The organism is Ketogulonicigenium robustum (assembly GCF_002117445.1).
GTDB classification, from domain to species: Bacteria; Pseudomonadota; Alphaproteobacteria; order Rhodobacterales; family Rhodobacteraceae; genus Ketogulonicigenium; species Ketogulonicigenium robustum.
On the sequence record NZ_CP019937.1, the window covers coordinates 1750284 to 1776386 of the forward strand.

At 63.9% G+C, this 26103-nt stretch carries 29 protein-coding genes and 1 tRNA gene; 7 read left to right on the forward strand and 23 right to left on the reverse strand.

Features of this window, described 5'->3' with window-relative positions:
- Position 1: 1 nt before the first annotated feature.
- The 8 genes from BVG79_RS08670 to ruvC form a co-directional block, all read right to left on the reverse strand.
- Positions 2-1222, reverse strand: a complete 1221-nt coding sequence (locus BVG79_RS08670; RefSeq protein ID WP_085786536.1) for a chemotaxis protein CheA — start codon at positions 1220-1222, stop codon at positions 2-4.
- Between the two features lie 15 nt (positions 1223-1237).
- Positions 1238-1714: an ExbD/TolR family protein gene (locus tag BVG79_RS08675; RefSeq protein ID WP_085786537.1), complete on the reverse strand. Its 477-nt coding sequence runs from the start codon at positions 1712-1714 to the stop codon at positions 1238-1240.
- Between the two features lie 3 nt (positions 1715-1717).
- Positions 1718-2392, reverse strand: a complete 675-nt coding sequence (tolQ, locus tag BVG79_RS08680) for a protein TolQ (protein ID WP_157115663.1) — start codon at positions 2390-2392, stop codon at positions 1718-1720.
- Positions 2393-2523: 131 nt separating this feature from the next.
- A complete protein-coding gene (gene ybgC / locus BVG79_RS08685) occupies positions 2524-2907 on the reverse strand; it encodes a tol-pal system-associated acyl-CoA thioesterase (RefSeq protein ID WP_085786539.1) in 384 nt (127 codons plus the stop codon).
- A 1-nt stretch (position 2908) separates the two neighbouring features.
- Entirely contained in the window at positions 2909-3514 is a 606-nt protein-coding gene (locus BVG79_RS08690; RefSeq protein WP_085786540.1) for a hypothetical protein, read from the reverse strand.
- Position 3515: 1 nt separating this feature from the next.
- Positions 3516-4538 carry a Holliday junction branch migration DNA helicase RuvB gene (gene ruvB, locus BVG79_RS08695; protein WP_085786541.1) on the reverse strand — a complete coding sequence of 341 codons (1023 nt, stop codon included), beginning with the start codon at positions 4536-4538 and terminating at the stop codon, positions 3516-3518.
- 17 nt (positions 4539-4555) lie between these two features.
- Positions 4556-5221: a Holliday junction branch migration protein RuvA gene (gene ruvA, locus BVG79_RS08700; RefSeq protein ID WP_085786542.1), complete on the reverse strand. Its 666-nt coding sequence runs from the start codon at positions 5219-5221 to the stop codon at positions 4556-4558.
- The gene (gene ruvC, locus BVG79_RS08705) at positions 5218-5748 is read right to left on the reverse strand and encodes a crossover junction endodeoxyribonuclease RuvC (protein WP_085786543.1); all 531 of its coding nucleotides are present in this window, start codon (positions 5746-5748) and stop codon (positions 5218-5220) included. The genes ruvA and ruvC overlap by 4 nt, the downstream gene beginning before the upstream one ends.
- A 305-nt stretch (positions 5749-6053) precedes the next feature.
- Here ruvC and BVG79_RS08710 point away from each other — a divergent pair, with 305 nt between their 5' ends.
- The gene (locus BVG79_RS08710; protein WP_085786544.1) at positions 6054-6254 is read left to right on the forward strand and encodes a DUF1127 domain-containing protein; all 201 of its coding nucleotides are present in this window, start codon (positions 6054-6056) and stop codon (positions 6252-6254) included.
- 84 nt (positions 6255-6338) lie between these two features.
- On the opposite strand, the gene hisG is transcribed toward BVG79_RS08710, so the two are convergent.
- From hisG to hisS, 3 genes are read right to left on the reverse strand one after another with little or no spacing between them, the layout of a single operon-like run.
- A complete protein-coding gene (gene hisG, locus BVG79_RS08715; RefSeq protein WP_085786545.1) occupies positions 6339-7031 on the reverse strand; it encodes an ATP phosphoribosyltransferase in 693 nt (230 codons plus the stop codon).
- A 3-nt stretch (positions 7032-7034) separates the two neighbouring features.
- Complete coding sequence (locus BVG79_RS08720) at positions 7035-8120, reverse strand: ATP phosphoribosyltransferase regulatory subunit (protein ID WP_085786546.1); 1086 nt, start codon at positions 8118-8120, stop codon at positions 7035-7037.
- Positions 8117-9613, reverse strand: coding sequence for a histidine--tRNA ligase (hisS, locus tag BVG79_RS08725; RefSeq protein ID WP_085787334.1), 1497 nt, complete (start codon positions 9611-9613; stop codon positions 8117-8119). The genes BVG79_RS08720 and hisS overlap by 4 nt, the downstream gene beginning before the upstream one ends.
- A 110-nt stretch (positions 9614-9723) precedes the next feature.
- Between hisS and BVG79_RS08730 the strand changes: the two genes are divergently transcribed.
- Entirely contained in the window at positions 9724-9933 is a 210-nt protein-coding gene (locus BVG79_RS08730) for a SlyX family protein (protein ID WP_085787335.1), read from the forward strand.
- Here BVG79_RS08730 and dnaE read toward each other — a convergent pair whose 3' ends face one another.
- From dnaE to BVG79_RS08755, 5 genes are all read right to left on the reverse strand, one after another.
- Positions 9934-13425, reverse strand: coding sequence for a DNA polymerase III subunit alpha (dnaE, locus tag BVG79_RS08735; RefSeq protein WP_085786547.1), 3492 nt, complete (start codon positions 13423-13425; stop codon positions 9934-9936).
- A 61-nt stretch (positions 13426-13486) separates the two neighbouring features.
- Entirely contained in the window at positions 13487-13711 is a 225-nt protein-coding gene (locus BVG79_RS08740) for a putative antibiotic biosynthesis monooxygenase (protein WP_085786548.1), read from the reverse strand.
- 71 nt (positions 13712-13782) lie between these two features.
- Positions 13783-13856: transfer RNA gene (locus tag BVG79_RS08745), tRNA-Gly, on the reverse strand.
- Positions 13857-13952: 96 nt separating this feature from the next.
- Positions 13953-15194, reverse strand: a complete 1242-nt coding sequence (locus tag BVG79_RS08750; RefSeq protein ID WP_085786549.1) for an META domain-containing protein — start codon at positions 15192-15194, stop codon at positions 13953-13955.
- A gap of 118 nt (positions 15195-15312) precedes the next feature.
- Entirely contained in the window at positions 15313-16884 is a 1572-nt protein-coding gene (locus BVG79_RS08755) for a bifunctional metallophosphatase/5'-nucleotidase (protein ID WP_085786550.1), read from the reverse strand.
- 204 nt (positions 16885-17088) lie between these two features.
- Here BVG79_RS08755 and BVG79_RS08760 point away from each other — a divergent pair, with 204 nt between their 5' ends.
- Together BVG79_RS08760 and BVG79_RS08765 are read left to right on the forward strand one after the other, a co-directional pair.
- Positions 17089-17421, forward strand: coding sequence for a DUF952 domain-containing protein (locus BVG79_RS08760; RefSeq protein WP_085786551.1), 333 nt, complete (start codon positions 17089-17091; stop codon positions 17419-17421).
- A complete protein-coding gene (locus BVG79_RS08765; protein WP_085786552.1) occupies positions 17418-18470 on the forward strand; it encodes a quinone-dependent dihydroorotate dehydrogenase in 1053 nt (350 codons plus the stop codon). Before BVG79_RS08760 ends, BVG79_RS08765 begins: the two co-directional genes overlap by 4 nt.
- Here BVG79_RS08765 and BVG79_RS08770 read toward each other — a convergent pair.
- Positions 18467-18895 carry a PaaI family thioesterase gene (locus tag BVG79_RS08770; RefSeq protein WP_085786553.1) on the reverse strand — a complete coding sequence of 143 codons (429 nt, stop codon included), beginning with the start codon at positions 18893-18895 and terminating at the stop codon, positions 18467-18469. The genes BVG79_RS08765 and BVG79_RS08770 overlap by 4 nt on opposite strands.
- Before the next feature lies 1 nt (position 18896).
- Entirely contained in the window at positions 18897-19364 is a 468-nt protein-coding gene (locus BVG79_RS08775; protein ID WP_236951341.1) for a PaaI family thioesterase, read from the reverse strand.
- 136 nt (positions 19365-19500) lie between these two features.
- On the opposite strand from BVG79_RS08775, the gene BVG79_RS08780 reads away from it, so the two are divergent.
- The 3 genes from BVG79_RS08780 to BVG79_RS08790 all read left to right on the forward strand — a co-directional run bounded on the left by BVG79_RS08780 (position 19501) and on the right by BVG79_RS08790 (position 21508).
- Entirely contained in the window at positions 19501-19872 is a 372-nt protein-coding gene (locus BVG79_RS08780) for a MerR family transcriptional regulator (RefSeq protein ID WP_085786555.1), read from the forward strand.
- Between the two features lie 219 nt (positions 19873-20091).
- A complete protein-coding gene (locus tag BVG79_RS08785) occupies positions 20092-20484 on the forward strand; it encodes a MerR family transcriptional regulator (RefSeq protein ID WP_085786556.1) in 393 nt (130 codons plus the stop codon).
- Positions 20485-20590: 106 nt separating this feature from the next.
- On the forward strand, positions 20591-21508 hold the full coding sequence (locus tag BVG79_RS08790; protein WP_085786557.1) for a hypothetical protein: 918 nt from the start codon (positions 20591-20593) through the stop codon (positions 21506-21508).
- Between the two features lie 14 nt (positions 21509-21522).
- Here BVG79_RS08790 and BVG79_RS08795 read toward each other — a convergent pair whose 3' ends face one another.
- Genes BVG79_RS08795 through BVG79_RS08815 form a run of 5 tightly spaced genes read right to left on the reverse strand, consistent with a single transcriptional unit; the run spans position 21523 to position 26103 of the window.
- A complete protein-coding gene (locus tag BVG79_RS08795) occupies positions 21523-21975 on the reverse strand; it encodes an SPOR domain-containing protein (protein WP_236951342.1) in 453 nt (150 codons plus the stop codon).
- Between the two features lie 25 nt (positions 21976-22000).
- On the reverse strand, positions 22001-22645 hold the full coding sequence (gene upp / locus BVG79_RS08800) for a uracil phosphoribosyltransferase (RefSeq protein ID WP_085786559.1): 645 nt from the start codon (positions 22643-22645) through the stop codon (positions 22001-22003).
- Positions 22642-23640: an adenosine deaminase gene (locus tag BVG79_RS08805; protein WP_085786560.1), complete on the reverse strand. Its 999-nt coding sequence runs from the start codon at positions 23638-23640 to the stop codon at positions 22642-22644. Before BVG79_RS08805 ends, upp begins: the two co-directional genes overlap by 4 nt.
- The gene (locus BVG79_RS08810; protein WP_085786561.1) at positions 23637-24815 is read right to left on the reverse strand and encodes a phosphopentomutase; all 1179 of its coding nucleotides are present in this window, start codon (positions 24813-24815) and stop codon (positions 23637-23639) included. Before BVG79_RS08810 ends, BVG79_RS08805 begins: the two co-directional genes overlap by 4 nt.
- A gap of 1 nt (position 24816) precedes the next feature.
- Positions 24817-26103: a thymidine phosphorylase gene (locus tag BVG79_RS08815; RefSeq protein WP_085786562.1), complete on the reverse strand. Its 1287-nt coding sequence runs from the start codon at positions 26101-26103 to the stop codon at positions 24817-24819.

Here is a 26103-nt window from a genome sequence, read left to right on the forward strand (position 1 = left end):
GTTACCGCAGCCGCATCTGGCTGGGGTCGAAATCCATCACAATATTCTGCCAACTCTCGTATTTGTCAGCAGGCATCCGGTATCCGTCGCCTTGGCAGCGCAAAATCGCGCGTCGCGCGGCCTCGAAGGCGGCCTGTTCGGCGGCCCCGCTGCCGTTGCTTTCGACCAGACGCACCTGATTGCCAACCACGCGCCCGCTACGGTCCAACTCGAACGCGACGGCGACGGTGACTTGCCCCGACATTGCGCCAGCATCAACACTCCAGCAGCCTTGCACGGCAACGCGCAGGGCATCCTGCTCGGCACCCGTCAGCGGGGCGGCGCCCGGGGTCGGCGATGCGGCGGGGGTATCTTGCGCGGCATTCAGCGCGGCCATGATGTCGTCGTTGCTGGTGCTGGGCGCAGCGGCGGTCGACTGGGGCGGCGTAGCAGCGGCCGATGATTGCGTGCTTGTCGTCTCGCTTTGCGTTGGCGCCGTGGCAATCTGGCGCGGGCGGTTCTGCGGGCGCGGCACGTTCACAGGGGCCGCGGCGGGGCGGTCAGCCTCTGTCACGGTTTGGGTCGTGGCTTCCTCGGGGGCGGTCTGCTCTTGCGCCTCGGTCACCTCGGTCGGCGTCGCGGCATCGGGCGAGACCGCCTGTTGCACCTCGGGCGCAGTTTGCGCGTCAACGGGGGGCGCAGGCGCAGCCTCGGGGGCGATGCGCTGCGCGGGGCGCGGCACCGGACGCGGTGCGACGGCCGCATCTGTGGCACCCGCGTCGGGCGCGGGCGGCGTCGGCTGCGATTCCACCACCTGCGGGGCGACCTGCGGCGCGGTGGGCGTCGCATCGGGCACCGGCACGGCGGGCTGCGTCACTTGGGGCGCCAGATCGGGGGTTGGCACGGCCTCGGGGGCGGCCTCGGGCGTCGGGACAGCCTCGCTAGGTGTGGGTGCGGGGGCGTCGACCGGCGGGGTATCGGGGCGCGTGGGCGGCACCGGCGCGGTGGGCGAGACAGGCTCGCTGCTCGCCGCTTCGGTCTGGCCGACCTCGGTTTGCACCTGCGGGACGCTGTTGGCCACCATCTGGTCGAACTGCTCGCCCGAAATCACCGAGACATCGGGAAAGGTGAATTCCAGCGGATCGGACGCCAAGCGCAGGCCGAACACCATCCAGACGATCAGGCCAACGTGCCCGACCACCGAAACCTTGGCGCCGATTGTATTGAAGCCCAGACGCTCCACCAGATTGATCCGTTTCTACTCGGACGCGGGGGCGAAAGTGGTGCCGCCCGTGTCGGTCACAAGGCCAATATTCGAGAACCCGCCCGCATTGAGCGCGCCCATCACCTGCGCCACCATATCCCAGCTGTTCGCACCATCGGCGCGCAGATAGATCCGGTCGCTGGCGCGTTCACCCGCAATTGCCTGAAGGCGGGCAACCAGTTCCGAAGGTGCAACTTCGGTATTCTGGATCATCACCAAACCATCCGAGGTGATGGTGACGGACAGCGGTTCTTCTTGCTCGATCGGCAGGGCCGAGGCTTCCGTCTTGGGCAGTTCAACCGGCACACCCACCGTCATCAGCGGGGCCGCCACCATGAACACGATCAGCAGCACCAACATCACGTCGACGAAGGGCGTGATGTTGATCTCGGACATCGTCCCACCGCGGCGATGGCGCCGTCCACGCCGACCGCCCCCGCCGCCACCCGATTTCATGACACCCGCGCCCATCGATCAAGCGTCCAATTGGCGCGAAAGGATGGTGGCGAATTCATCGGCGAACACTTCGTGCGTCGCCGTAATCCGGTCGGCATCGGTCGAGAATTTGTTGAAGAAGATCACCGCCGGAATAGCCGCAACCAACCCCAGCCCCGTCGCGAAAAGCGCTTCCGAGATACCGGGCGCCACAACGGCAAGGTTGGTATTCTGCTGCTCGGCAATTTCCACAAAGGCGTTCATGATGCCCCAGACAGTACCGAACAGCCCCACGAATGGCGCGGTCGAGCCGACGGTGGCCAGAACGGGCAGACCTTTTTGCAGCTTTTCGGATTCTTTGCCGATAACCACATCCATCGCGCGTTCAATCCGCTGCAACGCGCCGGGGATCAGCGCACCATCAGTGCGATGGCTGCGCCGCCATTCACCCATACCGGCCGCAAAAATACGCTGGCTGGCGCCATCGGGGTTCGGGCCAATCTGCTGATACAGCATATCAAGCGGTTCGCCCGACCAGAACGCGCGGTCGAAGGCGTCAGCCTCGGCCTTGGCGCGGTGGTACTGGATGTATTTGTCGATAACGACCGCCCAACACCAGACAGAGGCCACTACCAGCAAGACCATCACAAGCTTGACGATCAGCGTCGCGCGGGCGAACAACGCCCACATCGTAAGGTCGGATGAAATTTCCATGTCTCTGCTCTGCTTACAGCGGGGTGCAGCCATCTTCGGGCCAGCTTGCCTTCGTATATAGCGTAAAGACGCGCCGCAATCCAATGGACAAAAGCGAAACCGGCAGGCATTCGCGCAAATGTCAGCCCGCGCTACAGCGCCGCACGCAAGGCTGCGGGCAAACGCACCGGAGCACCGCGCCCGTCCATCGCCACCAAGGTGACCCGCGCCTGAAACAGCGCGGCATCCGCACGGCTGACGGTTTGATCCAAGACCAGCCGCGCCGGGGTCACGGCATGCAGCGCTGTGGTAACCGTCAGTTCATCCTCGAACCGCGCGGGGGCCAGATAGTCGGCCTCGATGCGCCGCACGGCAAAGACAACACCCGCCTCGTCCTTCAACTGGCGCTGGTCGACGCCAAGGCTGCGGACCCATTCGCTGCGTGCACGCTCGATAAATTTCAAATAGTTAGCGTAGTAGACGATACCGGCCATATCCGTATCTTCATAGTAAACGCGGCAATGGAACTGATGCATCCTAAGCCCCCAAGCGCGCGGCCAGCCGCAGCGCATGGCTGGGGTCGCGCGCAACATCGGGCATGACCGGATCATAGGCGGCGCGAATGACGCCAGCCAGATGCGGGTGCACGACCAACCCTGTCCCAGCCTCGGCCAATGTCGTCGCCAAGGCCCCATCGGCCCACGGCAAAACCGCGCGCACCGCCTGATCCAACGCCAGCGCCTCGGCCGAGGGGCCCTCGCCATCTGCGCCAATGCGCAAAAATGCGAAACAGGCGCGAATCGCCCCGTCCGGTTCGAATCGGAACAGGCGATAGGCACCGGCGTCTTGCGCAATCAAACGCGGCAACACGTCCGCCAACTCGGGAATCAACGCGGCGATCTCGGCGGATTCGGCCAGTTCCGCCCAATCGCGCAGCACGAACAGCATAAAGTTCGCGCCCTGATCTGGGTCGGTTTCCGCAAAACCGTGACCCGCCAATGCGGCCACAACCTCGATCGCGCCTTTGAATACCGGCAGGCTTTCATCCGCCAACCCGAAAATCACCGGCACCCACGGGCGACGCCAGCGGGCAAAAGCATAGGTGCCATCGGGACGGGTGAACAAAGGTGCAATGTCAGTCATATCAGCCAAACAGATCAGATTGCGGGCGCGGCGGTTCCAGCCCGATGTGCCGCCACGCGGCCAAAGTCAACATGCGCCCGCGCGGGCTGCGCTGGATCAAACCTTGCTGCAGCAGATAAGGCTCGATCACCTCCTCAATCGCGTCGCGGCTTTCCGACAGCGCAGCGGCGATAGTTTCGATCCCTACCGGCCCCCCGGTAAACGTGTCGCCGATCATGTTCAGATAGCGCCTGTCGGCCCCGTCCAACCCCAGATCATCAACCCCTAGTCGCGTCAGGGCCATATCGGCCAGTTCGCGGGTGATGCGACCATCCCCCTCGACCAGCGCGAAATCGACGACACGGCGCAGCAACCGCCCCGCGATGCGCGGCGTGCCGCGAGCGCGGCGGGCGATCTCGCGCGCGCCGTCTTCGTCTGCGGGCACACCCAACAGACGCGCGCCGCGCCGGACAATCAGATTCAGTTCCTCGATGGTATAAAACTCCAACCGCGTCGGAATCCCAAAACGGTCGCGCAGCGGCGTGGTCAGCAGGCCCAACCGCGTCGTCGCCCCCACCAGCGTAAAGGGCTGCAAATCGATCCGCACCGTCCGCGCAGCCGGCCCCTCGCCGATCACCAGATCGAGGGCGAAATCCTCCATCGCGGGGTAGAGCACTTCCTCGACGACCGGCGAAAGGCGGTGGATCTCGTCAATAAACAGCACATCGCGCGCCTCGAGGTTGGTCAGAATCGCCGCCAGATCGCCGGGCTTGGCCAACACCGGCCCCGATGTCATGCGAAACCCCACGCCCAATTCGCGCGCCATAATCTGCGCCAGCGTGGTCTTCCCAAGGCCGGGCGGCCCGTGGAACAGGGTGTGGTCCATCGCCTCGCCACGGCGGCGCGCGCTTTCGATGAAAATACGCAAGTTCGCCCGCGCCTCGGCCTGCCCCACGAATTCATCCAACCCCTGCGGACGCAAGGCGCGGTCGGGCGCATCGTCAGGCAGCGGGTCGGGGCGCAAGGTGGGGTCGGATTCGATCATCACTTAAACCTTCGCGCTTAGGCCTTGGGGGCCAGCAATTTCAGGGCCGCGCGAATCAGCGCGGCGCTGTCGGCGTCGGGCGCCTCGCCCGCGGCTTGCGCGACGGCGGCGGCGGCATCAGATGGCCCGTAGCCCAAATTCCCCAGCGCCGACAGCGCATCACCCTGCGCGTTCACGGCATCCGCCGCCGGTTTTGCCGCGCGTCTGGGCTTGGTGGCGGGTGCCTCATTCTCGATCACCTCGGCCAATGGGGCAGTATGACCGCCGCCCATCGCCATGACCGCAGGGGCTTTGCCCTTCAGTTCCATCACGACGCGCTGCGCTGTTTTCGGGCCGATCCCCTTGGCTTTGGCAATGCTGGACCAATCGCCAAGCGCGATGGCCCGCGACAGGCCGTCACCGCCCAGCGCGCTCATAATCGCCAGGGCCGCTTTGGCACCCACCCCCTGCACGCCCATCAGCAAGCGATGCCATTCCTTTTCCACGCGCGAGGTAAAGCCGAACAGCTGCAACAGATCCTCGCGCACCAGCAGATCGGTATAAAGCGCGGCTTCCTCGCCCACGCCCGGCAGCGCAGTCCGCACCCTGTCCGAGACATAGACTATGTAGCCGACGCCCCGCACATCCAGCAGAATATGATCCAGCTCTTTCTCGATAATGCGCCCAGACAGCCAGCCAATCATCCCCGCACCCTTGCGCTATCGCGCGATTGCGCGCGTGAAATTGCGGCCTGCAAATGGCCCGCACTTTGCATGTGATGCGCGTGGCAGATGGCAATGGCAAGCGCATCGGCGGCGTCCACCCCCTTCAGCTGCACGCCAGGCAGGTGCAAACGCACCATATGTTCGACCTGCGCCTTATCGGCATGGCCAACGCCGACGATGGCTTTCTTAACCGCATTGGGGGCGTATTCGCCCACCGTCAGCCCCGCCTGCGCGGGGACCAACAGCGCAATGGCGCGGGCCTGCCCCAGCTTTAGCGTCGCGACGGCGTCGCGGTTGACGAAGGTATTCTCGACCGCGGCGGTATCGGGCGCATGGGCGGCAATGACGGCGGTCATCTGATGGTGCAGCGACAACAGCCGCGCGGCCAAATCATCGCCAGCCGAATGGCAGATCCCGTTGGCCACATGGCTGATCCGCGTCCCCTCGACCGAGATGACACCCCACCCCATGTTGCGCAGGCCCGGATCGATCCCCAATACACGCATACCACCGCCCTGTCTTATGTCCTGAATGATGACTAGCACAAATAGCGAACACAGGCCAAGGCGCGAAATGGCCCATCCGCAAGCCTTTGATTCCACAACCCATCACAGAGCGTGATGTGTCGTATAAATTTCGCACAGTATTTACACGATGATATGCAAGGCGTGCATAATAACTATGCGGTTTAAGAACTAGTCGCCTGCACAGATCCGCACTATCTCGGCGCCATCAAAGGAACACAACATCGCCGCAGCGCGGCACCCATCGCAGGCAAATCGGCCTGCACACACAACACAGGATCAAGGCCATGGCCGCTACGCAAATCAACACCGCTTATGTCTCGGGCAACTCGAACTTCTTCGCACGCTTGGTGCAACGGATCGCTGCTTGGAACGAAATGCGCCAAACCCGCATCGCTCTGATGTCGCTGTCGGACCACGAGTTGGCTGACATCGGCCTGACGCACGCCGACATCGACGCCATCGTCAGCGGCAAGCTGGCCCGCTAATCGCGCGCCACACGCCCGAGCATTTAAGCTCAAAAAATTCAAGGCCGCTCCCTTCGGGTGAGCGGCCTTTCATGTTTTTAACCCTTACAGATCCAGCATTTCCTGCAATCGCGCATAGGTCTGCTGGGTCTCATCCGTCCAATCCGCCCCCTTGGCGCGGAATAGCGTCGCCTGACTGGCCAGAATCGGCGGCTCGGACAGGATTTTCAGGCCATTCGCACGCAACGTCTCGCCGGTCGAGGTGATGTCGGCGATCGCCTCGGCGGTCTCGTTCTTGACCGTCCCCTCGGTCGCGCCTTGGCTGTCGACCAGTTGGTAGTCGGCAATATCATGCAGCTGCATGTATTCACGCACCAAGCGGTGGTACTTGGTGGCGATCCGCAGGCGAAAGCCATGCTCGCGGCGAAAGGCGGCGGCAACCGAATCAAGGTCGTCAAGCGTCTCGACATCGACCCAGTGGCTGGGCACGGCGATAATCAGATCGGCATGACCAAAGCCCAGCGGTGCCAATTCCTCGACCTGTGCCGGCCAATTGGCCACCTTTTCGCGCAGAACGTCGGTGCCAGTCACACCCAGATGGATGCGGCCCGCCGCCAATTCCTGCGGAATCTCGCCCGCAGATAGCAACACAACCTCGACCCCGCCCAAGCCTTCGGCGACGGCGGCATAGTCGCGATCCGACCCTGCGCGACGCAAACGCAAGCCGCGCGCGCCGAACCAGTCAAAGGTCTTTTCCATCAGCCGCCCCTTGGACGGCACACCCAATTTCAGTGCCATACCCTAGGCCCCCTTCAGCCCGACGATGATTTCGGGGCGAATCACGCCGCCCACGGCGGGCACGGCGCGGCCCTGCCCCAGCACGCGGGTCAGCGCGTCATAGCGCCCCCCCGTGGCCACCGGCGGAAAATGACGCCCAGCGGCATAAAGGCCAAAGACGAAACCGTCGTAATACTCCAGCGCGGTGCGGCCAAAGGTCGTCTCGAACGCCACCTCGGACAGATCAACCCCGCGCGCGGTCAACGCATCCAAACGCAACGCGAGCCGATCGACCGCAGCCGCGATGCCGTCAAAGCGGGCGGCAATCGCGCGCAACTCGGCCAACGCTTGCGGAACGGGGGCGGCTACGGCCAGAATCTCGTCAAACAGCGCCATTTGATGGGCCGGAATCGGCGGGGTCAGCGCGTCTTCGCGCAGCGCATCAAGGCGGTCGGTGACCTCGTCCGCACCGCGCAGGCCAAAGGCGGCGGGCGCACCGGCCAGCGGATCGGCCTGCGCCAGCAGCGCCTGCATGTGGTCGGGCATCGCCTGACGCCCGCCAAACCTGTCCAGCAACAGCCGGAAGCGGCGGGGCCGCCAAACATGACGCAGCAGGGCAGCTTTGCGCGCATCACTGGTTTCCAGCGCGCGCACGGCCGACAGCAAAATGCCGATATCGCCCATGGCGGCCTGCAAGCGCAGATCGCCCAAAGCGGCGGTGATGGTGGCGTAAACCTCGGCATCAGCGGCGGCTTCGTCAGCGTCACCGAACAACTCGAACCCGACCTGAATAAATTCGTTCGGGCGGTCGGCGCTGATTTCCTGCCGGCGGAACACCTCGCCCGCATAAGCATAGCGCCCCAGCCCCGCACCCGCCGCCATGTGCATCTGCACCAGCGGCACGGTAAAATCGGGGCGCAGCATCATCTCACCCCGCAGCGGGTCGGATGTCACATAGGCGCGCGCGCGAATATCTTCGCCATAGAGGTCCAGCAGCACATCGGCGGGCTGCAAGATGGCGGTCTCGACCACCTCGGCCCCGGCGCCGGTAAAGGCGGCCAGTATCCGGTCCGCCTCGACCCGCGCGGCGGCTTTGCCTGCGAACATCATGCCTGACCTGCCAAGATCGCCTTCACGCGGGCCACCATGTCGGCGCGGGGCACCTCGTACTGGCTGGGGCGGTCTTTCCATTCCTCAAGGCTGGCCGAGGCCGCGATTTGCGCGCCCAGCACCAAATCCTTGATCTGCACGACGCCGCGCGCTTTCTCGTCCCCGCCTTCGATGATGGCGACGGGCGAGTTGCGCTTGTCGGCGTATTTCAACTGGTTACCGAACTGCTTGGGGTTGCCCAAATACACCTCGGCGCGAATACCGGCGCGGCGCAATTCGGCCACGATGGATTGGTAGTCGGCCATCCGGTCACGGTCCATCACGGTTACGACGACAGGGCCTTGCGCGGTCTTTTGCCCCATCCGGCCCTTGGCGCGCAGCGCGGCCAGCAGGCGGTCGACACCAATCGAGACGCCCGTAGCGGGCACTTCCTGCCCCGTAAAGCGTTTGACCAGATCGTCATAACGCCCGCCGCCCGAAACCGAACCGAATTGGCGCGGGCGGCCCTTTTCGTCCAGAATTTCAAAGGTCAGCTCGGCCTCGTAAACGGGGCCGGTGTAGTAGCCAAGGCCGCGCACAACGGCAGGGTCGATCATAATGCGGTCGGGGCCATAGCCCTGCGCGTCCAGCAATTCGGCAATCGTCTCCAACTCGTCCACGCCGGTCGCGCCAACGGCGGAACCTGTCACCAACTCGCGCAAGCGGGCCACCGTAGCCGCGCCGGTATCGCGGCGCGCGAACATAAAGCCCATGACAATCTCGGCCTGTTCATCCGACAGGCCCGCGCCCTTGGTGAAATCGCCCGAATCGTCCTTGCGGCCCGCGCCCAGCAGCGCGCGCACGCCCGCATCGCCCAAACGGTCGAACTTGTCGATCGCGCGCAGCACGATGCCCCGCTCGGCCATGAATTTCTCGGGGTCGCTCGGGTCCAGAACGCCAGCCACTTCCATGACGCCGTTCAGGACTTTGCGGTTATTCACCTTGATCTGGTAATCGCCGCGCGGAATACCGACAACTTCCAGCGTGTCCGAGAGCATGGCGCAAATCTCGGCATCGGCCGCGACGGACGGCGCGCCGACGGTGTCGGCATCGCATTGATAGAACTGGCGGAAACGACCGGGGCCCGGCTTTTCATTGCGCCAGACGGGGCCCATCGCATAGCGACGATAGGGCGTCGGCAGATCGTTGCGGAACTGTGCGTAGACGCGGGCCAGCGGCGCGGTCAGATCATAACGCAAGGCCAGCCAGTCGGCATCCTCGTCCTGCCAGCCGAATACCCCCTCGTTCGGGCGGTCGACGTCGGGCAGGAACTTGCCCAGCGCCTCGACCGTTTCAACCGCCGATGTTTCCAGCGCATCAAAACCATAGGCATGATAGACACCCGCGATTTGATGCAGCATCTCGGTACGCTCGGTCACTTCGGCGCCGAAATAATCGCGAAAACCCTTGGGGGTCTCGGCCCGCGGGCGGGCCCTTGTCTTGTCCTTGGCCATGGTCTGGTCCTGCTTTTTTAGGCTGCAACAGGCTTTAAACCGCGCAAGCCCATAGGGCAATGCGCCGGACGCCCCTTTGCAAAAACTTCGCGACCTGCGATCATGCCGCCATGAACACTGAAAACACGCAAACCCTGCTGGAAGAAAAGATCGCCCATCTGACGCGGATGGTCGAAGACCTGTCCGATGTCGTGCACCGGCAAGACCAAGAAATCGTCCAACTGACGCGCCGCGTCCACTTCCTGATCGAACGCGAAGCCACGCGCGAGGCCGAGCTGATGGAGGCCCCTGCCGCCAACCAGCCGCCCCCGCACTGGTAACTAGACCTCAATCACTTCCTGCACACCCGTCACCGCGCGCAAGGCCGCGCGGATCTGGGGGTTCAACGGGTAGGTCTTGGGCGCGTCGATCTTTACCTCGCCCAGATCGGGCAACATGATCTCGAACGAGATATGCCCGCGCGGGGCGCGCACTTTGGCCGCAATCGCGTTTTCCAGCACCGATGACACCTGCGACAGTGCCTCGGGGCGGTCAACGTAGATGCGGTAGCCCTCGATCCCCGTATCCACCTCGCCTGCCGCGCTGAACGACCGCGCCAGCAGTTTCAGCTGGTCGGCCTCCAGCGTCGCCTCGGCTTGCAAAATTACCTGCGTCCCTGCCTCTAGCAACGGGCGCGCGGCCTCGAGGACATCCGAGAATATCGTCACCTCGTATTGCCCCGACGGGTCGGACAGCTGCGCAAAGGCAAAGCGGTTGCCGCGCGCGGATTTGCGCTCCTGCCGCCCCGCTACAACCCCCGCCATACGCGCCAGAAACGCACCGTTCTGGGCCTTGCCCTCGACTTCAGCCAAGGTCAGCACGCCCTTGCGGCGCAGGCCCGGCATGGCATCGTCCAGCGGGTGGCCCGACAGATAGAAGCCGATAGCCTTGAATTCCTCGCCCAACCGCTCGGCGGCCAACCAATCGGGGACGTTGGGCAAGCGCGGCTCGGGCAGGTCGTCGCCCCCCTCGCCAAACAGCGAAACTTGGTTCGAGGCGCGCTGTTCGTGCACGGCGGCCGAATAGGCCACCAGCGCATCCAGCGATTCCAACACGCGGCGGCGGTTGCCATCCAGCACATCAAACGCGCCCGCGCGGGCCATCATTTCCAACGGGCGCTTGCCGACACGCTTCAAATCGACACGGCGGGCCACGTCGAACAGTGTCACGAAAGGCTTGTCGCCGCGCGCCTCGACCACCAACCGCATGGCATCGACGCCCACGTTCTTCAGCGCGCCCAGCGCGTAAACCAGCTTGCCGTCGACCACATCGAACGTCGCCAGCGACCGGTTCACACAAGGCGGCACCGTGCCGATCTTTAGGCCGCGCCGCACCTCTTGGAAATAGACGGCCAGCTTGTCGGTCAGGTGAATATCGCAGTTCATCACGCCGGCCATGAATTCGACCGGATGGTTCGCCTTCAGCCACGCCGTCTGATAGCTGACGACCGCATAGGCCGCCGCGTGCGATTTGTTGAACCCGTAGTTCGCGAACTTCTCCAGCAGGTCGAAAACCTCGCCTGCCTTCTTTTCGTCGATATTATGGGTCTCTTTCGCGCCAGTGGTGAATTTCGGACGCTCTTTCGCCATTTCCTCGGCGATCTTTTTACCCATGGCGCGGCGCAGCAAATCGGCACCGCCCAGGCTATAGCCCGCCATGACCTGCGCAATCTGCATCACCTGTTCTTGGTAAACGATGATGCCCTGCGTCTCGGCCAAAATCCCGTCAATCGTCGGATGGATCGAGGCAATCTCGCGCTGGCCGTTCTTCACCTCGCAATAAGTGGGAATGTTTTCCATCGGGCCCGGGCGGTAAAGGGCCACCAGCGCGACGATATCCTCGATACAGGTCGGCTTCATGCGCTTCAGCGCATCCATCATCCCCGTCGATTCTACCTGAAAGACGGCGACGGTCTTCGCATCGGAATACAGCTGATAGGATTTCGCATCGTCCAGCGGAATCGCCCCGATGTCGTTTTCCGCGCCCTTGGGCGGGGTATACAGCACGGTGCCGTCCGCCGCCTCGTGCAACTGCCGCCCCGATTTGCGGATCAGGTTCACCGCGTTCTGAATGACGGTCAGCGTCTTCAGACCCAGAAAGTCGAACTTTACCAAGCCCGCTTGCTCGACCCACTTCATGTTGAACTGCGTGGCAGGCATGTCGGACCGCGGGTCCTGATACAGCGGCACCAGGTGGTCCAGCGGCCGGTCGCCAATCACCACCCCCGCCGCGTGGGTCGAGGCATTGCGCAGCAGCCCCTCGACCTGCCCCGCGTAATCCAGCAGGCGCGCGACCACAGGCTCGCGATCGGCTTCCTCGCGCAGGCGCGGCTCGTCCTTCAGCGCTTGTGCGATCGAAACAGGCTTTACCCCCTCCACGGGGATCATCTTGGACAGGCGATCAACCTGCCCGTAAGGCATCTGCAACACGCGGCCCACATCGCGCACGGCGGCCTTCGACAAAAGCGCGCCGAAGGTAATAATCTGCGCCACGCGGTCGCGGCCGTATTTACCCTGCACGTACTGGATCACCTCCTCGCGGCGATCCATGCAGAAGTCGATATCAAAGTCGGGCATCGAAACGCGTTCGGGGTTCAGAAAGCGTTCGAAGAGCAGGCTGTACCGAATCGGGTCAAGGTCGGTAATCGTCAGCGCATAAGCGACCAGACTGCCAGCCCCCGACCCCCGCCCCGGCCCGACGGGAATGCCGTTATCCTTGGCCCATTTGATAAAATCGGCCACGATCAGGAAGTATCCGGGGAAGCCCATCTTCTCGATGATGTTCATCTCGAATTCAAGGCGATCCCAATAGACATGTTCCTCGGCGGCATGGGGAATTACGGCTAGCCGGTCGGTCAGCCCCTGCTTGGCCTGACGGCGCAGTTCCTCCACCTCGTCATCGGCAAAACGCGGCAAAATCGGCGCGCGTTTATAGGCTTTGAACGCGCAGCGCTTGGCGATTTCGACCGTGTTTTCCAACGCTTCGGGCAGATCGGCAAACAGGGTGGCCATCTCGGCCTGCGACTTGAAATAATGCTGCGGCGTCAGCTTGCGGCGCGGTTCCTGCTGGTCGACATAGGCGCCCTCGGCAATGCAGATCAGCGCGTCATGGGCCTCGTAAAACCCCTCGGCGGGAAAATGGGCGTCGTTCGTGGCCACCAAGGGCAGATCCAGCGCATAGGCCCATTCGACGAAAGGCCGCTCGGTCTGGGCCTCGGCCTCGGGCAAGCCGTCTTCGCCGGGGTGGCGCTGCAGCTCGACATACAAACGCTGGGGATAGATGCTGGCCAAACGCTCCAGCAAGATCCTCGCAGCCCCTTCTTGCCCGGCGCGGATCAGGCGGCCAAGGGGGCCGTCGGGGCCGCCGGTCAGGCAGATCAACCCGTCGGCATGTGCGGCCAAATCGGCGACAGTTACCTGCGGCAACTGCCCGCCTTTGTCCAGATAGGCACAGGAATTCAGCGCCATCAAATTGTTATAGCCAACCTCGGACTGCGCCAGCAGCACGATGGCGGCCGGGTCTTCGGCGCGGCGGCCCGCCTCGGCTTGCAGATAAGTGACGCTGATCTGGCACCCGATGATCGGCTGAATGCCGACCTTGCCCGCCTTTTCCGAAAACTCCAGCGCGCAGAACAGGTTGTTGGTGTCGGTCACTGCAACGGCGGGCATCCCTGCCTTGGCGGCCATCTTCGGCAGGTCACCCGCGTGGATCGCCCCTTCCAGCAGCGAGTATTCGGTATGCACCCGCAGATGAATGAATTTGGGATCAGCCATCGCCCCCTCCTGCAAGATCGCGTCCGCCCATGCTAACGCCGCAGCGGTCGCGGGGAAAGACCTAGCGCCGACGCGACAGAATATGTTGAATCGTGGGGATGATGACGAAAACCATCGCGGTCACCATGAAAGGCGCGATCAACAGATTGCGCGCCCAAATCGGCCATCCGCCTGTAATCGGGGCGACGATATAAGCCAGCAGCGTGATCAGCGGATAGACACCGCAAAACACCATGAATGCAAACAGCAAGCGCGACGGACGCGGCGCGGTCGGAGGAGTGGACATTGCGATTTCACCAGTGGGACTGGCACCCAGTATTCGGACTGCGTGCATCAAATAAGCATACTATGCGGAATTGGAGCGGGTAGCGGGAATCGAACCCGCACCATTAGCTTGGAAGGCTAAGGCGCTACCATTACACCATACCCGCCGCTCTGGCCCCATATAGGCGAGGGTTGGGGAAAAGGGCAAGGGGGGTGAAACCCTTGCCTGCTACGTAAGTTGGGCCTGTTACGTAAGTTGGGCCTTACCGAACGGCCCGCAACATCACGGCGCCGTCGCTACCGCGCAGCTCCAGCGCGCCGTCATCGGCGATGGTGAAGGTCTTTGCGGTGCGCAGGGTCTGCAGAAACTCCGGCTCGCGGTAATCTGCCCCCGCCCCGCAAATCATCAGGGTCGACGCCAGATGCCCCATCGACAGCCCTTCGGCCCCGATTTCATACGAGCCGATGAAATTGTTGCAGAACGACTTTCCGCTGACGCTGCCATCGGGCGCAAAGCGGATCACCCCGTCTCCATCGCTAGGTACGCCCTTGCCCAGCAGGTCGACAACCTTCCAATCGGCCCCCTGCAACAGCACCGCCGGATCACCGCCGCAGCCTTGCAAGGCGGGGCCGTCGCCCAGCGTTAGGCTGACCGTTTCAGGGTGAGGCATGCCGTCCGCGCCGGTGCAAATCGCCTGCGTCGTGCGCAGCGTCATCCCAGGGTCGGCGACATCCCAAACCACCGCGCCATCGCGCCACTGCGGGGCGGGAAGCACGCCGACAACGTCATCCTCGCCGGTGCGGGTCAGGGTGTAATTGTCGTCCGATACGTCAATGCCCCATTCGCCCGCGCCATCGTGCGCGGTGCCACCTGCGTGCCACGGCGCGGCCTGCGCTTCGGCAACGCCCGCACATTCGGTCAAAATCCCGTCGATGCGCATCGTCGCGTTTTCGCCCTTGTTCCAGAAAAAGGTCTGGTCGGGGTTATCGGGGTCAGCGAATTTCGCCCCCGAGGCGGCAATAACCTGAGGCAGCACCCGCTGGCTGCCATCGGGCAGCGTCAGAACCACCGAATCGTTCACGAACCCAGCGCCAACAATTTTCCCCTCGCAGTTGAACTGCGATTCAAACCCCGCCGCGACATAGGGCGTGGCGACAATTGCGCCCAGCGCCACATCATCCGTACCGGCAGCAATGTCGATCTGCGGGGCTTTCCAGCGCGGCTGCCCTTCAAACGCAATCGCAAGCGTCAGGCGCGCAGCGACATCTTGCGCGATCTCCAGCGTGAAGGGCAGCGGCACCTGCGCGCCGTTGGTCGGTATTTCGGCCTCAGCCAAAATCACATCATGGGGGCCGTGCACTTCGGCTTTCAGGGCGGCACCTTCGGGCAACGCGATGCGCTGCAAATAGGTCAATTCGCCCGACAAGTTGCGGGTTCCTTCGGCCAACGCTGGCGCGGCAACCGAGGCAAGCAAACTGGCGATCAGGGCAAGGTTACGGGTCATCTGGACACTCCCATTGCGGTCGCCCCAAGATAGCGCGCCCCCGCGCACTGACCAGCGAAAAGAAGAGAAGGGGCGCTGTTGCACCCCTTTCCCGTTTTATATCAGCGCGCTAACAGCATCACTTCACGGTGATACGGCCATCGGTATATGGCGCATAGGGGCCATTCTCGGCCAGATACTCGGCCACAACATCGGCCAGATCGGGGCCGAAGTCATAAGCGTTTTCGGCGGTCACAAAAGCCGCAAAACCATCGCCACCGTTGCGAACATAGTTGTTGGTCACCGCACCATAGGTCGCTGCCGGATCAATCGGCACCCACCCGCCATCGGCCTGCACCATCACGTCCGAAATGCGGCTGCCGGCGGGCGCTGCGGGGTCGACGGTGTATTTCAGGCCCGCGACCTGCAAGAAGCGGCCTGCGACATCTTCCATTTGGCTCGCGCCGTTTTCCAGCGCGTCGATGACGCCCTGCCCCGACACGGTAAAGGTCGCCAGCGTGTTCTGGAACGGCAGCACCGTCAGAACCTCGCCCATGGTCACCTCGCCCTCGTCGATATCGGCGCGGATCCCGCCCGAGTTCGCAAGGCTGATCGTCACACCCTGCCCTGCCACACGGGCCAACTGCGCATCGGCAATCAGGTTCCCCATCGAACATTCCTGCAGGCGGCACACGTTGCGATCGCCGACCAACTGGCCGCCGCTGGTGGCGACAACCTCGTTGCGGATCTCGTCTAGCGGGATCGCAAGTTCGGCAATACGGGCGACAACGGCCTCATCCTCGGGGACGGCATTGTCGATCAGAAGCGGCTCGCCAGTGGCCGAGACCAGCTTGCCCGCGTCGTCGAACACCACGTTCAACTCGCCCAAGAACTTGCCGTAGGCATAGGCCTGCACAATGGCCGTGTCGCCAACCATGACCGGATAAGGCCCCTTCGCCCCCTCGATCGTGTTCGACAGCAGCGAATTGTCGTGCCCGCCAACGATCACATCGACGCCGGTGGTGTTCGCCGCCACATCCATGTCGACATTCAAGCCCGAGTGCGACAGCACGATAATCTTGTTCACGCCATCTGCCGTCAGCAGATCAACCTGCGCCTGCACCGATTCGGCGGGGTCGGTAAAGATCACGTTCGGGCCGGGGCTGGCCAGCTCGTCAGTGTCATGCGGGGTCAGACCGATCAGGCCGATCTTCTCGCCCGCCACTTCGATCACGATCGACTTCTGGATCTTGTCGGCCAGCTGCGGCTCTTGCGAGATGTCGGCGTTCGACATCAGGATCGGGAAGTTGATCTCGGCGATAAACTTCGCCAGTTCCTCGGGACCATCGTCGAATTCGTGGTTGCCCACGGTCATCGCGGTGTAACCCAGCTGGTTCATGAACTCGGCCGCCATGGCGCCCTTATAATAGGTATAGAACAGCGTGCCTTGGAACTGGTCGCCGCCATCCACCAGAATGCTGTTTTCGGCCCGCGCTCGCGCATCCGCCACCGCATTGACCAGACGTGCCGTGCCGCCAAAACAGCTGCCCTCGGCATTCGCCGATGCCGAACACGTCGAATCCGAGCTAGAGATAGGCTCGTAGCGCGCGTGGAAATCGTTGGTGTGCAGGATGGTCAGGTTGAAATCGGCGTAAGCCGCGGTCGTGCTAAGGGCCAGCACTGCCGCGCCGGTCATAAAACGGGCCAGCATGAAAAGTCTCCCAATTGGTGATCTGTGGGTATCGTGGCGTATCAAACCGCAAGCTGTCAAAGCCCGAGGGCTGATCAAGCCGTAAATTCCACATGCATCCCCCCCGCGACGCAGCCAGACGCCCAAGGCTTCACCGCTTCGGGCGCATCGGCGCGCAGCTTAAGGCTTGACCGCACGCCCATCCCCGCGCATCACAGCCGCATCATGCTTATCTATAAAATCCTGCGCAAAGACGAATGGGCCGCCTTTCAGGCTGCCGGTGAAACCCAAGGCGCGCCGGTCGATCTGGCCGACGGCTACATTCATTTCTCGACCGCCGAAACGGTCGCAGCCACGGCGGCGAAGTATTTCGCCGGCGAAGACGGGCTGTGGCTGCTGGCAATCGAATCGGACACGATCGCCGATGCCCTGAAATGGGAACCGGCCCGCGGCACGCTGTTCCCACACCTCTACCGCACGCTGCGCATGGCCGAGGTCACCTTGGCCGTCGCGCTGCCGCTGGGGCCGAACGGCCATATCTTCCCGGCCCTCGCATGAGGGTGCTGGAAACCTTGGGGCTGGCCGCCCTGCGCAAAACCGACCCCGAATTCGCCCACGGCGCGGCGCTGAAGGCGCTGCAACTGGGCCTTGGTCCCAAGGGTGGCCCCGTCACCAGCGCCCGCCTTGCCACGCAAGTCGCAGGCCTACGGCTGCCCAACCCCATCGGCCTTGCCGCCGGTATGGATAAAAACGCGACCGCGCTGCACCCGCTGGCCCGCACCGCCTTCGGCTTTCTCGAGGTTGGCGCCATCACCCCGCGCGCCCAGCCCGGCAACCCGCGCCCGCGCCTGTTCCGGCTGAGCGAAGACCGCGCCGCGATCAACCGCTTTGGCTTCAACAACGAGGGGATGGAGGCCGCAGCCGCCCGCCTGCACGCCCGCCCGAAAAACGCGACCATCGGCCTCAACTTGGGTGCCAACAAAGATTCCGAGGATCGCGCCGCCGATTTTGCCCGCGTTCTCACCCATTGCGGCGCCGATCTGGACTTTGCGACGGTCAACGTCTCGTCCCCGAACACCGAACGGCTGCGCGATCTGCAAGGCCGCGCGGCGCTGACGGCCCTGCTGGCAGGCGTGATGGAGGCGAACCACACCCTCGCCCGTCCGCTGCCGATTTTCCTGAAAATCGCGCCCGATCTGACGGCGGACGAATTGCAAGACATCGCCGCCGCGGCCGAGGAAACCGGCGTTGCCGCCATTGTCGCAACAAACACCACATTGGCGCGCGACGGGCTGACCAGCCCCCACCGCGCCGAAAAAGGCGGCCTGTCGGGCGCGCCCCTGTTTGAAAAATCGACGCGCGTGCTGGCGCAACTATCCACCATGACCCACCTGCCGCTGATCGGCGTCGGCGGCATTTCCAGTGGCGCGCAGGCCTATGAAAAAATTCGCGCGGGGGCCTCGGCCGTTCAGCTTTACACTGCGCTGGTGTTTGGCGGCATATCGATGGTCGAGCAAATCGCGCGCGATTTGGATGCGCTGCTGGCGCGCGACGGGTTTTCCACCGTGGCCGATGCGGTGGGCACCGGCCGTAGCGACTGGCTTTAGCTAGCTTGCTCGGGCATCATGAAATGCCCGATCGCCTGCGCAAAGGGGCGAGTTTCGTCATCTTGCCATGCCGCGACCGAAACAGTGGCATAGCGCCGCCCCGCCCGCGTCACACTGGCGCGGGCGTAACTGTCTTGCGACAGGCCCGGGCGTAGATAATCGACCGACAAATCCAGCGTGCGCGGCCATGCCGTCAAATGCACCCCCTGCGTCACGCTGACGTCATGCATCAGCGTGGACAACGCCGTCACCTCCAAAAACGCCATCGTGACACCGCCGTGCAGCGCAGGGGGCTGGGGCACACCGATCAAATCATGCGAAAACGGCAGCAGGCCGCGCAGCCCATCGCCGTCGCGCTCCAACGTTATTCCCAAAAACGCGGCATAGGGCACCCGCGCCAGCATATCTTGCAGCCAATCGCTCATCTCAGGCCCCTTTCGCGGCAGGGGTGGCAACGGCAGTGAACACGGCGGTGGCCGTCACCACGGGATTGTCGCCATCCGCGTCAAACGCTTGCGCCTGCACGAACGCAACCGAGCGTTCCACCCGCAGCACCCGCGCCGTCACCGTAATGTCCTGCCCCGCTGTCGCAGCGCGCAAGTAATCCAGCCGCAAATCCAGCGTCGCAGTAACTTGCCCCAGCGCCGGGTGGCTGACGGCCGCAACACCGCAGCAAGTATCGATCAGCGTGGCAATCGCACCGTTATGCAGCACACCTGTATCTGCATCGGCAACCAGACGGGCGGCATAGGGCAGCCGCATCTGCGCCATCCCTTGCCCGACATCCAGCACCTGCAATCCCAGCGCGCGCGCTTGCGGCAAGCTGCCCATGAACCCCTGCGCAATGGCCACATACTTGTTGCCCGATACCACCTTGCTCTCGCCCTCAGCCACGGGCCTCTCCTTTTTCCGCATACGGGCAAACGCGGTCCGGCGCGCCCGTGATATTCGCCATCAAAAGCTGCCGCTTGCCTCGGCGCAATGAAACCGTTACGTAACGTCGCGCAGAGCCGTTTCCCATGTTAGTAAAATGACCGTTGCCCGTTTATCATTCAAAGAAATGTGCGCCGCCTTTGCGGTTACACCTCGCACACTACGCTATTACGAATACATCGAACTGTTGTTCCCCGAAAAGCAGGGCCGCAACCGTTTCTACAGCAAGCAACAACAAACCCGCATGAAGCTGATCATGCGCGGACGCAAATTTGGCTTCAGTCTGGAAGACATACGCCGCTGGTTGCAAATGCACGACAAAGACGGAATCGAGGCGCAGATGCGCTATTGGATCGATGCCGCCGGTAGCCAACTGGCCGCACTGGAAAGCAAACGCAGCCAGCTGGAAGCTGCGATAAACGAGCTGCGGGCCCTGCGCGAGCATTCACTTTCCGTTTTGAAGCGCTAAGACGCGCAAAAAGCCGCCATGACCCAGCTGGAAGCAGTTGTGTCATAGAATCTTTTGGGCTAACCGAGCGCCTCATCGCACCGGCCTTCCCGGACGCCGCGACACCCTAGCCCTAGGGCGCAGGACAGTCCGGGCCGCCAGTGCATTCCAGCGCGCAAGCGAAAACAAGTTTTTAATCCCCGCGCGGGCCCTTTCCCGCGTTTGCAAGGTATGACTGCAATGACCGAGACGATGACCATCCGCGAGATGTGCGAAGCCTTCGACGTGACCCCGCGTACGCTGCGCTTCTACGAGGCCAAGGAACTGCTGTTCCCGATCCGCCAAGGCACCAAGCGTTTGTTCACCCGCAGCGACCGCGCCCGCCTGAAGCTGATCCTCAAGGGCAAGAAATTCGGCTTCAGCCTGGAAGAAATCCGTCAGCTGCTGGAACTGTACAGCCTGAACGACAACCAACTGACCCAACTGACCCGCACCCGCGAACTGGCGCTGGTGCACCTGGCCGAGATGGAAGCCCAGCGCGCCGTGCTGGATGCCGCCATCACCGAACTGCGCGGCGAAATCGCATGGGGCGAAGAAGAAATCGCCCGCCGCAGCACCGCCAACGCCGCCTGATCCCAAAATCCGCAGCCCGCGGGGCGCGATTGGCACGGCGGCCCAAGTTCCGCCTGTCAAAACGCGCCCCGACGCGGTAACCTGCCCCAAAATCCGAGCAGGTCCCATGACGGCACTACAGCAGTACGCGCGACTAGAATCTTTTGGCAAATGGCGCCCTAGTGCCGACCACGCCTTTCGCGATGTTGTTGTATCGTTCGGCGATGCGACGCTGGTTCTGGTCGATCCCGCTGGCCGCCCACTCGCCCACTGGTCGCTGCCCGCGATTCGCGCGCTGGACCGCGCCCCCGATGCGCCCGCGACCAGCCAAACCTATACTCCCGACAGCGACGGCGACGAATTGCTGGAACTGGACGACGCCCTGATGATCGAGGCGCTGGCCAAAGTGATGACCGCCCTGCAAACACCACAAACGCGTCGACTGCGCCTGCGGTTGGTCGTGCTCGGCACGATGCTGACTTTGGCGCTGGCCGCGATGCTGTTGTTGCCGGTGCTGGTGCGCAATCAGGCTTTGTCCGTCGTACCGCTGGCGAAACGCGCCGAACTTGGCGTGTCGATTCTGGGGCATATGCAAAACCAAACCGGCCCCAGTTGCCGCGACCCTTTCGGCGTGCGTGCGCTGGAACAGCTGCGCCAGCGCGTGCTGGGCCCGGGCTGGCCCGGGCGCATTGTTGTTTTGCCAGGCGATGCCTTTGCGCCCACCGTTCTGCCCGGACGCACCATCGTGCTGTCGCACCACGCGCTGATCAACGCCGCCGACCCTGCCGAACTGGCAAGCCTGATCGCCGCGACGGCCCAAACCCAGACCCAAACCGACCCCCTGCGCCCGCTGCTGGCCGACAGCGGCTTTGCCGCCACCGCAGCGCTGCTAACAACAGGCGATCTGCCGCAATCGGCGCTGGTGGATTACGCGCATAAAATCCTCGCGCGGCCCGCGGGCAATGCGGCCAGCGCGCCCGCGCCTACCGGCAACGTGCTAAACGACAATGACTGGGTGGGCCTGCTGGGGATCTGCAACAGCTGACCCCAGAGGGTCACTTACTGGGGAATAGCATCGGTGAACCCGATCCGGCGGGCGCGTTCCAACGCGGCTTGCAGCGCGGCTTGCGATGCAAAGGGCCCTGCGGCCACGCCCCGCATCGGCGTGCCATTCACGACCAGATCAGACACGGCTACGGGCCAGCCCTCCGCCGCCAAGCGCGCCGCCGCGCGGTCGGCATTCGCCGCGCGCGCAAACGTGCCGACCTGCACGTAACGGTCCTGCGGCCCTGCACGGCGCAGCGCGGCGCGCGGGGCAACCGCAGGGCGCGCCGCGGTTGTCGGGGCGGGGCGCGCGTCGGGGCACCACGGCGCCCCGTCGGGTGTCAGGACAGGCGCCCAAACCACCTGCCCGCCCACGTCGGCGCGCAGCAAACGGCACCCCGCATCATCCGTGCGCGCACGCTCCACCGGCTGCGCGGCGGCAGCCAGCGGCACGATCGCGCAGCACATTATGATAGCCCAACGCACCATCGGCTTACTTGGTGCCGAACATACGGTCGCCCGCATCCCCCAGCCCCGGCACGATATAGCCATGATCGTCCAGATGGCTGTCGATAGAAGCAGTCACAATCGACACATCGGGGTGCGCCTCTTGCAGACGCTTGATCCCCTCGGGCGAGGCCAGCAAGCACAGGAAGCGAATGTCCTTGGCGCCCGCCTCTTTCAGCAAATCAATCGCCGCGACGGTCGAATTGCCGGTCGCCAGCATAGGGTCGACGACGATGGTGGTGCGCTCCTCCATATGCTGGGGCACTTTGAAATAGTACTGCACGGGTTGCAGCGTGTCGGGGTCGCGGTAGAGGCCGACGAAGCCCACGCGCGCGGCGGGGATCAACTCCAGAATGCCATCCAGCAACCCGTTGCCCGCGCGCAAAATGGAAATCAGCGCCAGCTTTTTGCCGTCGATCGTCGGGGCGTCCATCGGCTGAATGGGGGTCTCAATACGGCGATTGGTCATCGGCAGCTCGCGCGTGACCTCGTAGGCCAGCAGCAGGCTGATCTCGCGCAGCAGCTTGCGGAACGACGCGGTCGAGGTTTCTTTCTCGCGCATCAGGGTCAGCTTGTGCTGCACCAGCGGGTGGTTCACAACCGTTACAGGTGCACAGGTGGTCTCGGTCATTGTTGCTCCAATCGTGTCGCGAGTTTGGCCTTCGTCTTCGCATCACAGAAGGCGGCGTCAAGCGCTGTCCGGTTCAGATCGGCAAAATCGTCGGGTCCCCAGCCGAAATAGCGGGCCAAAGCGTCATATTCATCGCTCATCGTCGTCAGGAAATAGGGCGGATCGTCGGTCGAGACGGTCACCTTCACGCCGCGATCGCGCAGCCGCGCGATGGGATGAGCGTTCCAATCGGTCACCGCCTGCAAGACCACGTTGGACCCCGGGCAGACCTCTAGCACCGTTCCGTTTTCGGCCAGTTGATCGACCAAAGCCAGATCGTTGATCGCGTTGATGCCATGGCCGATACGGCTGACTTTCAGATCGCGGATGGTTTCGGCAACCATATCCGGCCCGCCCCACTCGCCCGCATGGGCGGTCAGTTGCAACCCCGCCTCGCGCGCGGCATCAAAGGCCCATGTGTAATCTCCGGGCCGCCCCATCATCTCGGCCCCCGCCAGACCAAATCCGGTGATGAAATCGCCCGCCGTCTCGGCTGCGACGCGGGCGGTGTTGCGCGACTGGTCGGGGCCCAAGTGGCGAATGGCGGTGATGATGCCGCGCATGGTGATACCAAACTTCGCTTGGCCCTCGGCGGCAGCGGCCTCCATCGCGGCCAGATAATCGCGCCACGCCACCAGATCACCGCCCCCGCAGAAATCGGGCGAAAGGAAGCTTTCCATGTAGATCACGCCGTGGCTGGCGGTTTCTTCCAGCACCGCCAAAGTCAGGCGGTGGAAATCCTGCGGCGATTGCAGCGTGGTGCACGCGGCGTCATAGACCTTCAGGAAATGGTCGAAATCGCGGAAGGTATAATTGCCCTGCGCGTCAAAAATCCCGCTGATGTCGATGTTCTTCTCGCGCGCGAGGCCGCGGATGAACGCGGGCGGGGCCGATCCCTCAAGGTGGGTATGTAGTTCGATCTTGGGCAGATCACGAAACTCGGACACACGGCTCACAGGAAACTCCTTCCAATACCATTGGGAGGCAGCCCCAACTTTTCCCCTATTGTGGCAGCAATATCGACGAAATCCAACAGCCCCAGCGGACGTGCCCCCAGGCCATGCACCAAAACCGGCACCCTCTCGCGCGTGTGGTCAGACCCGACCCATGTGGGGTCGTTGCCGTGGTCGGCGGTGACGATCAGCAGATCGTCGGGCCGTAGCGCCGCAATCACACGGCCCAGCGCGGCATCGAACCATTCCAGATGGCGCGCATAGCCCGCCACATCGCGCCGATGGCCGTATTCGGTGTCGAATTCGACGAAATTCGCAAAAACCAGCGCCCCGTCCGCCGCATCCGCGACGCGCTCATACAGCGCCTCCATCAGGGTCGCATCGCGCCCCTTGGCGCAATCATCAATCCCCCGCATCGAGAATATATCCCCGATTTTTCCAATCGCATGCACAGGGTGCCCCGCCGCATGCGCCCTGTCCAAGATGGTCGGCGCAGGCGGCGCTATGGCAAAGTCACGGCGATAGGGCGTGCGCGTCCAACCCGTATCTGGCGTCCCCACAAAGGGGCGCGCGATCACACGGCCCACGCGCATGGCGTGCAACATCGGCGCCAAATCGGCGCATAGTTGTAACAGGCGTTCGCGTCCAAAGGTCTCCTCGTGCGCGGCGATCTGCAGAACGCTGTCGGCGGATGTGTAGCAGATCGGCCAGCCGGTGCGGATGTGCTCGGCGGCGAATGCGTCGATCACCGCCGTACCCGAGGCATGGCAATTCCCCAAAATCCCCGCCGTCCCCGCCAGCGCGCAGATCCGCGCCGTGACATCTGCGGGAAAGGCTGGCTGCGTATCGGAAAAGTAAGTCCACTGCCACGGCACCGGCACGCCCGCCATTTCCCAGTGCCCGGATGGGGTGTCTTTGCCCGGCGACACCTCGGTCGCGGCGCCCCAAGCGCCGGTGGGCGCGGCGCCCGACAGCGGCACCCCGCCGCCCGATGCCAGCGCGATCGCGCGCCCCAGCCCCAACCCGTCCATAACCGGCACCGCAAGTGGCACGGCCTGCGCGATATGCCCGATGGTATTCGCGCCGGTGTCGGGGTGCAGGCCGTTGAAGAACTGCCCTGCATCGGGCGCGCCGCCAATACCTGCGCTGTCCATCACCAGCAAAAAGACGCGCGCCACCTCAGGCCACCTCGCCCAAAATCAACGCATGCTGCGGCGCGGCATCGCCTACCGTCAGCGCGCGCAGGTAGCTGGTGGCGGCCGCATCGGCCTCAGCAACACTGGCCGCATGGACTTGCGCCACCGGCTGACCGGCCTGCACTTCCGTACCCAGCGGCAAAATACCGGCATATCCCACGGCAGGGTCGATCCGGTCGGTCTCGACCCGCCGCCCGCCGCCCAAAGCGACCACTGCCAGACCCAAATCCACGCCCGCAAACCCCGCAATGACACCGCCATGCGGAGCCGCGATGTCGCGCACCACGGGGGCGACGGGCAAGTACCCAGCAGCGTTCTCGACAAAATCCACCGGCCCGCCTTGCGCCGCCACCATGCGGCCAAACACATCCAGCGCCCGCCCGTCATCAATGGCAGCAGCCAAACGGGCCGCACCATCCGCCTGCCCCGCCAGCGCCAGCAACCGCGCACCCAACGCCAGCGTCACATCGCGCAACCGCCCCGCCTGCCCGCCAAGGGCATCCAGCGCGGCGCGCACCTCTAGCGCGTTGCCCATCGCGGGGGCCAGCGGCTGGTTCATGTCGGTGATCAAGGCCGCCGTCGGGCAGCCCGCGCCATTGGCGGTCGCCACCAAACTTTTGGCCAGCGCCTCGGCATCGGCCATCGTACGCATGAATGCGCCTGATCCGACCTTCACATCCAGCACCAACCCTTGCAGCCCAGCCGCCAGTTTTTTCGACAGGATCGAAGCCGTGATCAAATCCAAACTCTCGACCGTGCCCGACACATCGCGAATTGCGTAAAGGCGCTTGTCCGCAGGCGCGATCCGCCCCGAAGCCCCCACAATCGCGCAACCGACGCTATCGATCAGGCCGCGCAGCCGGGCCTCATCCCCCGCAACCGAAAGGCCGGGGATCGCCTCAAGCTTATCCAGCGTGCCGCCCGAATGGCCCAAGCCCCGCCCCGAGATCATCGGAACCGCCACCCCGCAGGCCGCCAGCGCAGGCGCCAGCACCAAGGATACACAATCCCCGATCCCGCCGGTCGAGTGCTTGTCCAGAACGGGCCGGTCCAAATCCCAGCGCAGCGTGTCACCTGAATCGCGCATCCCCTCGGTCAGCGCGACGCGGCCCGCGGGGCCTAGGCCGCGCAGCAAAACGGCCATGGCAAAGGCACCGGCCTGCGCATCCGACACACGGCCGTCAGCCAGCCCCAAGGCAAAAGCACGCACCTGCCCCGCCGACACGTCTTGCCCGTCGCGCAGCGCGACGATCAGCCCCCGCGCGTCCAT